This window comes from Neisseria brasiliensis (assembly GCF_009671065.1).
In the GTDB taxonomy this organism is placed as follows: Bacteria; Pseudomonadota; Gammaproteobacteria; order Burkholderiales; family Neisseriaceae; genus Neisseria; species Neisseria brasiliensis.
This window is the reverse complement of record NZ_CP046027.1, coordinates 1,454,468-1,467,879: the sequence shown is the minus strand read 5'-3', so window position 1 is coordinate 1,467,879 and position 13,412 is coordinate 1,454,468. Positions and strand designations below refer to the sequence as shown.

Annotated in this window: 10 protein-coding genes and 1 pseudogene; 6 read left to right on the top strand and 5 right to left on the bottom strand. The window is 49.2% G+C overall.

Annotation, left to right across the window (positions count from 1 at the left end):
* Positions 1-34: 34 nt before the first annotated feature.
* Positions 35-1,114 (bottom strand): putative lipopolysaccharide heptosyltransferase III, encoded by a 1,080-nt coding sequence (rfaQ, locus tag GJV52_RS07485; protein WP_100563092.1) that lies wholly within the window; start codon positions 1,112-1,114, stop codon positions 35-37.
* A gap of 139 nt (positions 1,115-1,253) precedes the next feature.
* On the opposite strand from rfaQ, the pseudogene msrAB reads away from it, so the two are divergent.
* Positions 1,254-2,213 (top strand): annotated as a pseudogene (msrAB, locus tag GJV52_RS07480) (bifunctional peptide-methionine (S)-S-oxide reductase MsrA/peptide-methionine (R)-S-oxide reductase MsrB); the annotation flags it as partial.
* Positions 2,214-2,282: 69 nt separating this feature from the next.
* Positions 2,283-2,663: a hypothetical protein gene (locus GJV52_RS07475; protein WP_095503288.1), complete on the top strand. Its 381-nt coding sequence runs from the start codon at positions 2,283-2,285 to the stop codon at positions 2,661-2,663.
* A gap of 125 nt (positions 2,664-2,788) precedes the next feature.
* On the opposite strand, the gene GJV52_RS07470 is transcribed toward GJV52_RS07475, so the two are convergent.
* The 4 genes from GJV52_RS07470 to dnaA all read right to left on the bottom strand — a co-directional run bounded on the left by GJV52_RS07470 (position 2,789) and on the right by dnaA (position 10,394).
* Positions 2,789-4,297, bottom strand: a complete 1,509-nt coding sequence (locus GJV52_RS07470; RefSeq protein WP_095503289.1) for a catalase — start codon at positions 4,295-4,297, stop codon at positions 2,789-2,791.
* A 697-nt stretch (positions 4,298-4,994) separates the two neighbouring features.
* Entirely contained in the window at positions 4,995-7,388 is a 2,394-nt protein-coding gene (gyrB, locus tag GJV52_RS07465) for a DNA topoisomerase (ATP-hydrolyzing) subunit B (protein ID WP_100563089.1), read from the bottom strand.
* A 263-nt stretch (positions 7,389-7,651) separates the two neighbouring features.
* Positions 7,652-8,755 carry a DNA polymerase III subunit beta gene (gene dnaN / locus GJV52_RS07460; protein ID WP_095503291.1) on the bottom strand — a complete coding sequence of 368 codons (1,104 nt, stop codon included), beginning with the start codon at positions 8,753-8,755 and terminating at the stop codon, positions 7,652-7,654.
* Positions 8,756-8,834: 79 nt separating this feature from the next.
* Positions 8,835-10,394 carry a chromosomal replication initiator protein DnaA gene (gene dnaA, locus GJV52_RS07455; RefSeq protein WP_095503292.1) on the bottom strand — a complete coding sequence of 520 codons (1,560 nt, stop codon included), beginning with the start codon at positions 10,392-10,394 and terminating at the stop codon, positions 8,835-8,837.
* A 373-nt stretch (positions 10,395-10,767) separates the two neighbouring features.
* On the opposite strand from dnaA, the gene rpmH reads away from it, so the two are divergent.
* From rpmH to yidC, 4 genes are all read left to right on the top strand, one after another.
* The gene (gene rpmH / locus GJV52_RS07450; protein WP_002214728.1) at positions 10,768-10,902 is read left to right on the top strand and encodes a 50S ribosomal protein L34; all 135 of its coding nucleotides are present in this window, start codon (positions 10,768-10,770) and stop codon (positions 10,900-10,902) included.
* A 2-nt stretch (positions 10,903-10,904) separates the two neighbouring features.
* A complete protein-coding gene (gene rnpA, locus GJV52_RS07445; RefSeq protein ID WP_095503293.1) occupies positions 10,905-11,249 on the top strand; it encodes a ribonuclease P protein component in 345 nt (114 codons plus the stop codon).
* A complete protein-coding gene (yidD, locus tag GJV52_RS07440) occupies positions 11,246-11,467 on the top strand; it encodes a membrane protein insertion efficiency factor YidD (protein WP_095503294.1) in 222 nt (73 codons plus the stop codon). Before rnpA ends, yidD begins: the two co-directional genes overlap by 4 nt.
* A gap of 223 nt (positions 11,468-11,690) precedes the next feature.
* Positions 11,691-13,334: a membrane protein insertase YidC gene (yidC, locus tag GJV52_RS07435; protein ID WP_100563087.1), complete on the top strand. Its 1,644-nt coding sequence runs from the start codon at positions 11,691-11,693 to the stop codon at positions 13,332-13,334.
* Positions 13,335-13,412: the final 78 nt, after the last annotated feature.

The window sequence follows — 13,412 nt, the reverse complement described above, 5'->3', positions numbered from 1 at the left end:
TTTTTCAGACGGCCTGTTGGTAATTAAGCAACTGCTAACGCGGCAAGCCTAATTTGGCTGCAATTTTTTCCCACACCACTTCCAAAGGAATCGCGCCGAGCAAACGCGTTTTATCATCGGTATTGATGCTTTCCGGATGCGGCAATTCGCCGAAATCACCTGCCCACACCACGTCAGCCTGCTGCGAATACGGCCGCCAACGGCCAACCCATGTCGGGCCGAATAGAGCGACTTGCGGTTTATCCAAAGCCGCCGCAATGTGCATGGGCACAGAATCTACGCCGAAAAACAATTGCGCGCCGTCGATTGCGGCGGCCAGTTCGCGCAGGTTGAGTTTAGCACCCATGTCCCACACCTTCACACCGGCAGGAATATTCAGACGGCCTAAAATTTCATCCAGCATATTGCGTTCAGCTTCGTCAGGCGCAGCGGTCAGCACCACATGGCAGCCGTGATTGAGCAAAAGCTGCACCACCGCTGCATTTTTGCCGTCTTCCCAACATTTAAACAACCAGCGCGAACCGGGATGCACCAACACATAATCCTCGCCGCGCCAGCCTTGTTGGCGTAATTTCTCTTGCCAACCGTGCCGTACTTCATCACTGATGGTGAGCAGCGCTTTCGCTTCGCCGCAATCCGCACGTGTCAACAATGGCGGCAACACCGCCAAATGCCGCTCGATCACATGATGGTTTACGCCCAAATCAGGGTTGATAAAATCATGAAAAAAACGCCATGCCGCGTTATCGCGTTTTTCATAGGCCAAGGTCGCGCTGCATTCGGCACAGAATTTGGCAATAAACGCCGTGCGCCATTGGTCGGACAAATTAAATGCCCAATCATAGCTGCGCGCTTTAAGCTGCTTGAATAAATCGGTTTCATGCTGAATCTGCGCCTTCACCCCTTGCTTTTTCCATGTGCGATCCACGCCGAAAATATGGGTAATTTCGGGATTATCGCGGATAATGTCGGCAGTTTCCTGATACACCAGCATATCGACTTCGCAAGCGGGAAAACGCTGTTTGATGGCAGCCACTACTGGCGTGGTCAGCAACACATCACCATGATGGCGCAATTTGATGATTAAAATTCGTTGGGGGTCAGCGATGGACATAATAAGCTTTCGTGAGCTTTCAGACGGCCTGATGATTTTGGCACAAAATTAAGAATAATTCGCAATTGTAAAACGAATAGAAATTTTAGGGAATGCCCCCATATGTAAGTGATTCAATTTTAAACGGAGAATGACCATGACACACACCATTTATCTGGCCGGCGGCTGCTTCTGGGGCGTGGAAGCCTATTTTCGCCGCATTCACGGTGTCGCAGAAGCGGTATCGGGCTATGCCAACGGCCGCACCGAAAATCCGTCTTACGAAGACGTTTGCCACCGCAACACCGGCCACGCCGAAGCGGTGAAAGTGGTGTTTGACGACGAAAAAATCAGCTTGGCCAATGTGTTGCAATATTATTTCCGCATCATCGACCCGACCTTACTCAATCGCCAAGGCAACGATGTCGGCGAGCAATACCGCACCGGCATTTATTATACCGAAGCTGGCGATAAAGCAGTTATCCGCGCCACTTTAGCCGCCGAGCAGCAAAAACACGCCGCGCCGATTGTGGTCGAATGCGAACCTTTACAGCATTTCTACCCTGCCGAAGACTACCACCAAGATTACTTGGGCAAAAATCCCAACGGCTATTGCCATATCGACATTCGTTTGGCGCACAAACCCTTATCCGCCGATAATACTGCCCCGCGCGTGTTCAGCAAGCCGTCTGAAAGCGAAATTCGGGCAAAATTGAGCGACGAAGAATATTACGTCACCCAGCAAAGCGGCACCGAACGTCCGTTTTCCCACGCTTACGACCATCTATTCGAGCCGGGTATTTATGTCGATATTGTCAGCGGCGAACCTTTGTTCAGCTCGGCCGATAAATTTGATTCCGGCTGCGGCTGGCCGAGCTTTGCCAAACCGATTGCACGCGAACACATCACCGCGCTGGAAGATTTGAGCCACAATATGCGCCGTATCGAAGTGCGCAGCAAAGTGGCCGATTCACATTTGGGTCACGTTTTCCCCGACGGCCCGCAAGCGCTCGGCGGCCTGCGTTTCTGCATCAACGGTGCCAGCCTACGTTTTATTCCGTTAGAAAAAATGGACGAAGAAGGCTACGGCGAATGGAAATATTTGATTGAGGCCGTCTGAAACTTTTTTATCTTCAAAACAAGGCCGCCTGAAATTTCAGACGGCCTCTAAAATGATTTAAATACCAACATGCAAATCCGAAAAACTCTATCCGAAATCAGCGACATATTGCACAAACAAAGCGGCAAAAACATCACACTGAAGCAAATTGCACCGAATGAAATCCGCGCCAATTATTTGGTCAATATCGACATGACATTGATTGGCCATGGCGCCGATCATTTGTTGTTCCAATACCATCTCGGCTGGGGTGCGAGCCTATTGGCAAAAGGCGCATCCGGCTTGTTTGGTAACATCAAAACCAAAAAATTATCAGTCGATATGGAGAAGCAGACCATTCAAATCAATTTAAGCGTGTTTGGCGAATTTAAAGACATTTTGAAAACGCACAAAATCACCGCCGCCCAAATCGAGCAAACGGTATTGGTTGTCGATTTGGAAGCCAAATAATTGAATCCAGTGTTTTATCATACAAAAAGGCCGTCTGAATTTTCAGACGGCCTTTATTCATATCAAACCTTAATCTTGATTTGGGTGAATCAATACATCAATCCACTCGTTGATTTCCAACCACATTACAGCAAACCCGGTTGCCCCAGCGCAGGATCGGTCGCGCGGGCAGCTTGTGCGTCGGCAACGGTCATGCCCAAGGCTTTGGCAACGCCTTCGCCATAAGCAGGGTCACACATGAAGCAGTTGCGGATATGGCGGTGTTTGATGAAGTCTGCCGCATCGCCCATGGCCGCCGCAGTGTTGTCAAACAAGGCTTGTTTTTGCGTGTCGTTCATCAGGTTGAACAAGGCGCGCGGTTGGCTGAAGTAATCCGCATCATCTTCACGGAAATTCCAGTAATCGGCATTACCGTTGATTTTCAAAGGCGGCTCGGCAAATTCAGGCTGTTCTTGCCACAGGCCGTAGCTGTTTGGCTCGTAGTGTTTCAGGCTGCCGTAGTTGCCGTCAACGCGGTTCAAACCGTCGCGAGCATTGCTGTGTACCGGACAACGTGGCGCGTTTACCGGAATTTGATTGCGGTTCACGCCCAAGCGGTAACGCTCGGCATCGGCATAGTTAAACAAACGCGCTTGCAGCATTTTATCCGGCGATGCACTGATGCCCGGCACCAGATTGCTCGGCGCAAAGGCAGCTTGTTCGACATCGGCAAAGTAGTTTTCCGGATTTTTGTTCAGCTCAAACTCACCCACTTCAATCAGCGGGTAATCGCCTTTCGGCCATACTTTGGTCAAGTCAAACGGATGGTAAGGTACTTTTTCCGCTTCGGCTTCCGGCATGATTTGCACATACATTTTCCATTTCGGGAAATCACCGCGTTCAATCGCTTCATACAGGTCTTTTTGGTGACTTTCGCGGTCTTTACCGATTACGGCTTCTGCTTCGGCATCACTCAAATTTTCAATACCTTGTTGGGTACGGAAGTGGAATTTCACCCAGAAACGCTCGCCGGCTTTGTTCCAGAAGCTGTAAGTATGCGAGCCAAAACCATGCATATGACGATACGATTTAGGAATACCGCGATCCGACATCACGATGGTTACTTGGTGGAAAGCCTCCGGCAATAAAGTCCAAAAATCCCAATTGTTGGTAGCAGAACGCATATTGGTGCGCGGGTCACGCTTAACCGCCTTGTTCAAATCCGGAAATTTGCGTGGGTCGCGCAAAAAGAATACCGGCGTATTATTGCCAACCATGTCCCAGTTGCCTTCGCCGGTATAAAACTTCAAGGCAAAACCACGGATATCGCGTTCGGCATCAGCCGCACCACGCTCACCGGCCACAGTCGAGAAACGGGCAAACATCTCGGTTTTTTTGCCCACTTCACTGAAAATCGAAGCACGGGTATAGCGGGTAATGTCGTTGGTCACGGTAAAGGTGCCGAATGCACCGCTACCCTTGGCGTGCATGCGGCGCTCAGGAATCACTTCGCGGACAAAATCGCCTAATTTTTCATTCAGCCACAAATCTTGCGACAGTAACGGACCGCGCGGGCCGGCGGTCAGGCTGTTTTGGTTGTCGGCAACCGGCGCGCCGTTGCTCATGGTCAGGTGGTTCACAGGGCATTTATTCATGGTGTTGCTCCTTGGTATTGAATTTAGATGGAAATCTTTAAAGCAGGCTTGGTTTACGCTGCTTTGATGACTTTTCTTATCATGGTCGGATAATGACTGCCGCCAGATACGGTTTGCTTGCTGCTATGAAACAAACTATACCTGAAGATTTTAGCTATTAAAACTATGAAACCGATTATAATTTGCTATTTTAAATCTAAATTTAAATATTGGTAGCTTTAAACTATTAATATTCTGTCGAAGCGGTCATCCATTCTGTTTTATGCAGTGTGACACAAAGCGCAGCCAATAGCAGAATTTTTACGAAAAATTAAATCAAATGAATAGGATAATTCTCAAAACAAAGTATTTATTCCATTTTAAATACAATCATTTAATCTTGTTTCAATCATCATATCTCACGCCATTATCCGTTTCAGACGGCCTATTACGCTCGAAAACTTAACGCAATAATTACATTATGAGACCTTTGCAACACCCTAGATTTGAGTGCAGTTCAAAGTTGTAGCAGCACAGAAAGCGAAGGCATATCATTAAGATAGGCAAGCTTTCGAGCAACGCACAACGAAGAAATGTGCCAAAGATAGGGATTTTGCAAAGGTCTCATTCTCATTGGTTTGATTCAATCATCATCAATACCATACAAAAAAGCCGTCTGAAACACAGTTTCAGACGGCTTTGGGATACATTCACTCAATTAAGCATCAATATTTTGCGCAATCAAGGCATTGTTTTCGATAAACGCACGACGCGGTTCCACTTCATCGCCCATCAAAGTGACAAACACTTCATCGGCAGCAATGGCATCTTCAATGCGCACTTTCAGCAAACGGCGCACGTTCGGATCCATAGTAGTTTCCCACAATTGCTCAGAGTTCATCTCACCCAAGCCTTTGTATCGCTGAATACTCATGCCTTTTTGTGCGGCGCTCATCAAGATATTCAAGGCTTCCTCGAAGCTGGCAACCGGCTGTTCATTCTCACCTTTCACCAACACCGCTTCTTCACCCATCAAACCATCCAATATTTCAGCGGTTTGCACGATGGTCTGATACGGCTTGCTGCTCAAGAATTTTGGCTCGATGTAGCTGATGGCCACGTTGCCGTGCAACTGGCGGGTAATCTTGATGAAATGGCTGCCTTCTTGATGACCTTCGATGCGTTGTAGCGCAATTTCCTGATCTTTCAACAAGCTGCTCAGTTCCGCAATGGCTTGGTCGGTGCTTTCCGCTGTCGATAAATCCACCGGCTTGGCATGCAGCATAGCATTCAACACCAAGCTGTCAATCACGCGGCTTTCTTGTTCAATCACGGCTTTAGCCAACAGGAATTGTTTAGCGATTTGCGCCAATTCTTCACCCTCGATGGTGCGGCCGTCTGAAACCAATTTGGCTTTATCCACCGCCAAGCCCAACAACCATTGGTCTTTTTCAAATTCGTCTTTCAAATAGCGCTCTTGCTTGCCGTATTTGGCTTTGTACAAAGGTGGCTGGGCGATGTAGATGTAGCCGCGCTCGACCAATTCAGGCATTTGACGGTAGAAGAAAGTCAGCAACAAAGTACGGATGTGTGCGCCATCGACGTCGGCATCGGTCATGATGATGATGCGGTGGTAGCGCAATTTTTCCGGATTGAATTCTTCTTTGCCGATGCTCGCGCCCAAAGCGGTAATCAACGTTGCTACTTCTTGGCTGGCCAGCATTTTTTCAAAACGCGCTTTTTCCACGTTGAGAATTTTACCTTTCAGCGGCAAAATCGCTTGGAATTTACGGTCGCGGCCTTGCTTGGCCGAGCCGCCGGCGGAATCACCCTCGACCAGATACAGTTCTGACAAGGCCGGATCTTTTTCCTGACAATCGGCCAATTTACCCGGCAAGCCCAAACCGTCCATTACGCCTTTGCGGCGGGTAATTTCGCGGGCTTTACGCGCAGCTTCGCGCGCACGTGCTGCATCAACGATTTTGCCGGTGATGATTTTGGCTTCGTTCGGGTTTTCTTCCAAAAATTCGGTCAAGGCTTGGTTGATGACTTCGTTCACCACCGGGCCGATTTCGCTCGACACCAGTTTGTCTTTGGTTTGTGATGAGAATTTTGGGTCTGGCAGTTTTACTGACAACACGCAGGTCAAGCCTTCGCGCATGTCGTCACCGGCGGTTTCGACTTTGGCTTTTTTTGCCACTTCATTGGCCTCGATATAGGCATTCAAAGTACGCGTCATCACACCGCGCAAAGCCGCCAAATGGGTGCCGCCGTCGCGTTGCGGAATATTGTTGGTGAAACATTGCACCGATTCTTGGTAGCTGTCATTCCACTGCATGGCGCATTCCACGCTCATGCCGTCTTTTTCGCCGGTGGCATAAAAGATTTTTTCGTGCAGCGGCGTTTTTTTGCGGTTCATATATTGCACGAAACCGGCCACACCGCCACTCAAGGCGAAGCTTTCGTGTTTACCGTCGCGCTCATCGGTCAATTCGATGTCCACGCCGTTATTCAGGAACGACAATTCGCGGATGCGTTTGGCCAAAATATCAAAACTGTATTCGACATTGCCGAAGATCTCTTCGCTGGCACGGAAACGCACGATGGTGCCTTTTTTATCCGACGCCCCCAATTCGGCCAATGGTTTTTCCGCCGCGCCGTTTACAAATTTCACAAAATGCTCTTTACCGTCGCGGTAGATGGTTAAGGTCACCCAATCAGACAAAGCATTGACCACCGACACACCCACGCCGTGCAGGCCGCCGGAGATTTTGTAGCTGTTGTTGTCAAACTTACCGCCCGCGTGCAACACGGTCATGATGACTTCGGCAGCCGAGCGGCCTTCTTTCGGGTGAATACCGGTCGGCATACCACGGCCGTTGTCGGACACACTAACGGAATTGTCGGCGTGAATGGTGACGGTAATTTTGTCGCAATGACCGGCCAAGGCTTCGTCGATCGCATTGTCGAGCACTTCAAATACCATATGATGCAGGCCGCTGCCGTCCTGCGTATCGCCGATGTACATACCCGGGCGTTTGCGCACCGCTTCCAAGCCTTCTAAGACTTGGATACTGTCTGCGCCGTATTCTTCGTGTTTTTGGTCGGTCATAATCTTTATCTTTTTGAAACTAAATAGAAAAATAGGCCGTCTGAATGCTTTTTCAAGCGCGCTTGCAAGTGATGGAAATCGATGTTGGCCAAACCTGTAACGCAACGGCAAATAACACGTTATTATACCTGATTTTGTTGGATATTTCAGCCTTTATGTATGCAAATGTTCCATGAAAAAATGCCGTCTGAAAACAGTTTCAGACGGCATGATTATGATTGCAAAACCATCACTTTTCAGACGGCCTCGCAGCTATATTTTCATCAAATGCGCATTGGCATCACAATGTATTTGAAATCAGGATTATTCGGCATGGTGAACAAGGTCGAGCGATTGGCATCACCGAAAGCAAGCTGCATGTCGTCAGAATGGATATTACGCAATACGTCCATCAAATAGCCGATGTTGAAGCCCACTTCCAGTTCGCCGCCTTGATAAGCGATTTCCAATTCTTCACGCGCTTCTTCCTGCTCGTTGTTGGAGCAAACCACGCTCAGCAAGCCTGGTTGCAAGAATAAACGCGCGCCACGGAATTTTTCATTGGCCAGAATTGAAGCACGCTCCAAAGCGCCCAGCAATTCGGTGCGCGATACCAAGAAGATTTTATCGTTGTCCAACGGAATCACGCGGTTGAAATCGGGGAATTTACCGTCGATGACTTTACTCACAATCACCGTATCGTTGCAGCGGAAACGTACTTGGTTATTCAGCAATTCCACGCTGATGGCTTCGCCTGGATGGTTTAAGAGTTTAAACAGCTCCAACACTGTTTTGCGCGGCAGAATCACTTCGGCTTTCGGCAACTCGGCTTCAATGGTGGTCGCGGAATACGCCAAGCGGTGGCCGTCGGTCGCCACCAAGCGTAATTGGTTGCCTTCGACCTGCATCAGCAAGCCGTTGAGATAATAGCGGATATCCTGCACCGCCATGCTATATTGCACTTGCGACAACATGTTTTTAAAGGTTTCCTGCGTCAGCGAAAAAGCAGCGCTCACGTCTTCACCCACGCTCATCAATGGGAAATCTTCCGCCGGCAGGGTTTGCAGCGCGAAACGCGATTTACCCGCTTTCAAAGTCAGGCGGTTATCCGCCCAATCCAGCGACACAATCGCCGTATCCGGCAGCGCACGCAGAATGTCTTGGAATTTCTTGGCATTAGTGGTGATGCGGAAATCACCCGCTTGGCTTTCCGGGCCGTGGGTGTTGATTTGGATTTCCAAGTCGGTCGCCAAGATATTGGTTTGGCCGTTGCTGCTTTCGATTAATACGTTAGACAGAATCGGCAAGGTATGGCGGCGTTCCACAATACCGGTAACGGCTTGCAGCGGCTTGAGAATGCTGTCGCGGTCGGCTTGCAAAATTAACATGGGGAAGTCCTTTGGATTTTGTTTGGTTTTGTTGGTTTTCGGTTTCAGACGGCCTAAAAGTTATCAGGCCGTCTGAACATCAGTTCTGAATCATAATCAAGAGTTTTTCATAATCCTGCGCCAATTCAGGATCTTCTTCGCGCAGTTTCGCCACAGCCTTCACCCCGTGCATCACGGTGGTGTGGTCGCGACCGCCGAATGCATCGCCGATAGACGGCAGGCTTAAATTAGTGAGCTCTTTGGTCAAACTCATCGCCACTTGGCGCGGGCGGGCAATGTTGCGCGTGCGTTTTTTACCCAGGATATCGCTGATTTTAATGCGGTAATATTTGGCGGTGGCATCGATAATCAAATCAGCGGTAATCACTTTGTGGCGCACGGCAATAATGTCTTGCAAGGCATCGCGCGCCAAATCAATGTCGATCGGCTTATTCATAAAGCGGCTGCTGGCGCTGACGCGGTTGAATGCGCCCTCCAATTCGCGCACATTCGAGCGAATCAGATTGGCAATGAAAAATGCTGCTTCTTCGGTCAGATTCACGCCGGCAGATTCGGCTTTTTTCTGCAAAATCGCTACGCGCATTTCCAATTCAGGCGGCTCCAGCTCCAGCGTCAAACCCCATGAGAAACGCGATTTCAGGCGGTCGTCCATGTCTTCTATTTTGGCCGGCAATACATCGCAAGTCAGGATTAACTGTTTCTTTTCATTATGAAAATGGTTATACAGATAGAAAAATTCTTCCATCGTGCGGTCTTTGCCTTTGATGAACTGGATATCGTCGATAATCAGCAAATCATATTGCTTGTATTGCTGCTTGAACACATCATAACCATTGGAACGCACGGCGCTCATAAAGCTGCGGATGTAATCATCGGAATGCATATAGCGCACTTTGGCATCGGGCTTGTTTTTCAGCAATTCATTACCGATGGCCTGCACCAAGTGGGTTTTACCCAAGCCGGTGCTGCCGTATAGGAAAAACGGGTTGTAGCTTTGCCCCGGATTTTCTGCAATCGATTGCGCCGCGGCGGCGGCAATGCGATTACCCTTACCTTCCACCAAAGTATCAAACGTGTAATCTGATGATAAATTGGTTGCCTGATAGCGTGCCTCTTCCGCCTCACGCTGCACTTCCTGCTTAATTTTGCTGGGCGCAGGTTTGTCTTCAGCCGCTTCCGACGCAGCTTTGCTTTCCGGCAAGGTTTTCAAACGCTCGGCCAAAATATCGGCAGCGGATTTTTTCGGTGTCGGTTTGGCCGTTGGTTCAGACGGCATGGTTAAATCGGCTTGCGCAGCTTCAACACTCGTTGCTTGTGCCGTGGTGTTCTCAACGGTTTCAATTGCCTGATTCTCTGCCGCAGGCGCATTGTTTTGCGCCGCCATGTCATAGCTTTGCCCCACACCGACTTTAAACACCAGCGCAGCTTGCTGCGGCGCCAATTGCACACGCACAGCATCAATCTTGGCAGCAAACTGATTTTTCAACATATTGACGGCAAACTGGTTCTTGCCATACACCACCCACACGCCGCCTTCCTCGCCCACGGTCAACGGTGCAATCCATTGCTGGAATTGTTGCGCGGGTAAGGTCAGGTTCAGACTCAAAAGGCACTGCGGCCAAAATTCAGCTAAGGTCATGGAATGGCTCAAATCGTGAAACAGTTGGGGAAAACAAAGGCAGGGAAAACAGCAAAGGCCGTCTGAAAATAAAAGGAACAGCTTGATAACACACTGTTTTTCAGACGGCCTGAAATCTATGTAAGCATATACAGATTCAGCGATTATACTGAATTTTATCCACAACCGCATCAAATTTTTATCCACAATCGGCAGCTTTATCCGACCTCATCGCGCCGCTTGCGTATTTCACCATCCTTGCCTTGCACTTGATAAATGTTAAATCCAACATATTCCGCCTGCCTGAACAAACGAAGTTGCTATATTGATTGACAAAAGCCTGAAATTGGGGTGTAATTCACGGTTTAATTCTACCGATTTTTTAGGAAAAGACATGAAACGCACTTATCAACCTTCCGTTACCAAACGCAAACGCACCCACGGTTTCTTGGTTCGCTCTAAAACCCGCGGTGGTCGCGCAGTATTGGCTGCACGTCGCGCCAAAGGCCGCAAACGCTTGGCTGTGTAATTTTGAATTACGGCTTCGGCAAGCAGTATCGCTTATTAAAAACGGATGATTATTCATCCGTTTTTGCGTTGAGAAACCGCAAAAGCCGCGATTTACTGCATGTTTCGCAATCCGGTGACAACGGCTTGGGGCATGCGCGCCTAGGCTTGGTGGTCAGCAAAAAAACCGCCAAACGCGCCAACAAACGCAATTACATGAAACGTGTGATTCGCGATTGGTTCCGCCGCCACCGCGACCAACTGCCGCCGCATGATTATGTGGTGCAGGTACGCCGCTTGTTTACGCGCGACAACGCGCCCGAAGCCCGCGACCAGCTCGCCCAACTTATGATGCGGAAACGCCGATGAAATCGCCTTTGGCTAAAGTAATGCTGCTGATGATTCGCTTTTATCAATACGCCATCAGCCCGCTTATTCCGCCACGCTGCCGCTTCACCCCGACTTGTTCGCAATATGCTGTAGAAGCAGTGCAGAAACATGGTGCCTTTAAAGGCGGCTGGCTGGCATTAAAACGCATCGCCCGCTGCCACCCTTTCGGCGGTTCCGGCCACGATCCCGTGCCTTAGCATGAACATAAAACGGGATTCTCTTTCTTTCACTTTGCTTCCCGTTTTACCGCTCACTATATAGATGCCGTCTGAAAATAAGGGATTGCCTTCATACCCATCTGCATGAAAATCATCGCTTATCGGCATGATTTCCTTTTATTTCTCAGTGATTTCTATATAATGCCGTCTGAAGCAATATTCAGCACTTTATTTACCTATCCAGCAATTCCAGGAATTTCTTATGGATTTCAAAAGACTTATGGCATTTTTTGCCATCGCCTTGTTGATTTTGATGGGCTGGGAAAAACTCTTCCCATCACCAAAACCGACACCGGCACAACAACAAGCCGCTCAGCAGCAACAGCAAGCGGCCGTTGCCCAGAATGAAGCCGCGCTTACCGCCGCCACACCAATTACCGTGACCACCGATACCGTGAAAGCGGTTATCGATGAAAAAAGCGGTGATTTGCGCCAGATGACTTTGTTGAAATACCAAGCCACCGGCGACGAAAGCAAAAACTTCGTTTTGTTTAACGACAGTAAAGAATACACCTACGTTGCCCAATCCGAATTACTGGATGCGCAAGGCAATAATGTCTTAAAAGGCGTCAACTTTACTGCCGCACAAAAAGACTATACCCTCAACGGTGACAAAGTCGAAGTGCGCTTGAGCGCGCCGGAAACCAACGGCCTGAAAATTGACAAAGTATATACCTTCACCAAAGACAGCTACTTGGTGAACGTACGCTTTGATGTTGCCAACAGCACCGGCCATCCGGTGAATCTGACGGCCAACTACAATGTCGTGCGCGACGACAGCGAGCCGGAAGGCCAAGGCTACTTTACCCATTCTTATGTCGGCCCGGTGGTGTACACCCCTGAAGACGACTTCCAAAAAGTCGATTTTTCCGACTTGGATGACGATGCCAAATCCGGTAAAAACGAAGCTGAATACGCCCGCCAAACCAAAACCGGCTGGCTGGGCATGATTGAACATCACTTCATGGCCACTTGGATTTTGCAACCGAAAGACGGTCAAACCGTTTGCGCCCAAGGCGACTGCAAAATCGACCTGAAACGCCGCAACGACAATCTTTACAGCGCCGGCGTGAGCGTGCCTTTAGCCGCTATTCCGGCCAACGGCAGCAGCCAAGCCGTGATGAATCTGTATGCCGGCCCGCAAACCACCGATACTTTGGTGCAAGTAGCCGACAACCTGCAATTGGCCAAAGACTACGGCAAAGTGCATTGGTTTGCCTCACCGCTGTTCTGGCTGCTGAACGAATTGCACGATTTAATCGGCAACTGGGGCTGGGCGATTGTGGCCTTGACCATCATCGTCAAAGCTGTGCTGTATCCGTTGACCAACGCTTCTTACCGCTCAATGGCAAAAATGCGCGCCGTTGCGCCTAAGCTGCAAGCGATTAAAGACAAGTACGGCGACGACCGCATGGCGCAGCAACAAGCCATGATGCAGATGTATAAAGACGAGAAAATCAACCCACTGGGCGGCTGCTTGCCTATGCTGTTGCAAATCCCCGTGTTCATCGGCTTGTACTGGGCATTGTTCGCTTCGGTAGAATTGCGCCAAGCACCTTGGCTGGGCTGGATTCAAGACTTGAGCCGTCCTGACCCATGGTTTATCCTGCCGCTAATTATGGCCGCGACCATGTTCATCCAAACCTATTTGAACCCGCCGCCAACCGACCCTATGCAGGCGAAAATGATGAAAATCATGCCATTGATTTTCTCTGTAATGTTCTTCTTCTTCCCTGCCGGTTTAGTTCTGTACTGGGTAGTCAACAACCTGCTGACCATCGCCCAACAATGGTGGATCAATAAGAGCATTGAAAAACAACGCGCCCAAGGCGAAGTGGTTTCTTAACGTGAAATAAAACAAAGGCCGTCTGAAAACGATTTTTCAAACGGCTTTTTTGTATGTTCAAACTCAACGTCATTGAGC

What these genes read in the sequence shown, in the direction of transcription:
- GJV52_RS07475 (WP_095503288.1), top strand. Translation starts at nt 2,283, where the DNA reads ATGCAAATCCGAAAAACTCTATCCGAAATCAGCGACATATTGCACAAA.
- gyrB (WP_100563089.1), bottom strand. Translation starts at nt 7,388, where the DNA reads ATGACCGACCAAAAACACGAAGAATACGGCGCAGACAGTATCCAAGTC.
- rpmH (WP_002214728.1), top strand. Translation starts at nt 10,768, where the DNA reads ATGAAACGCACTTATCAACCTTCCGTTACCAAACGCAAACGCACCCAC.
- GJV52_RS07470 (WP_095503289.1), bottom strand. Translation starts at nt 4,297, where the DNA reads ATGAATAAATGCCCTGTGAACCACCTGACCATGAGCAACGGCGCGCCG.
- dnaA (WP_095503292.1), bottom strand. Translation starts at nt 10,394, where the DNA reads ATGACCTTAGCTGAATTTTGGCCGCAGTGCCTTTTGAGTCTGAACCTG.
- yidD (WP_095503294.1), top strand. Translation starts at nt 11,246, where the DNA reads ATGAAATCGCCTTTGGCTAAAGTAATGCTGCTGATGATTCGCTTTTAT.
- dnaN (WP_095503291.1), bottom strand. Translation starts at nt 8,755, where the DNA reads ATGTTAATTTTGCAAGCCGACCGCGACAGCATTCTCAAGCCGCTGCAA.
- rfaQ (WP_100563092.1), bottom strand. Translation starts at nt 1,114, where the DNA reads ATGTCCATCGCTGACCCCCAACGAATTTTAATCATCAAATTGCGCCAT.
- yidC (WP_100563087.1), top strand. Translation starts at nt 11,691, where the DNA reads ATGGATTTCAAAAGACTTATGGCATTTTTTGCCATCGCCTTGTTGATT.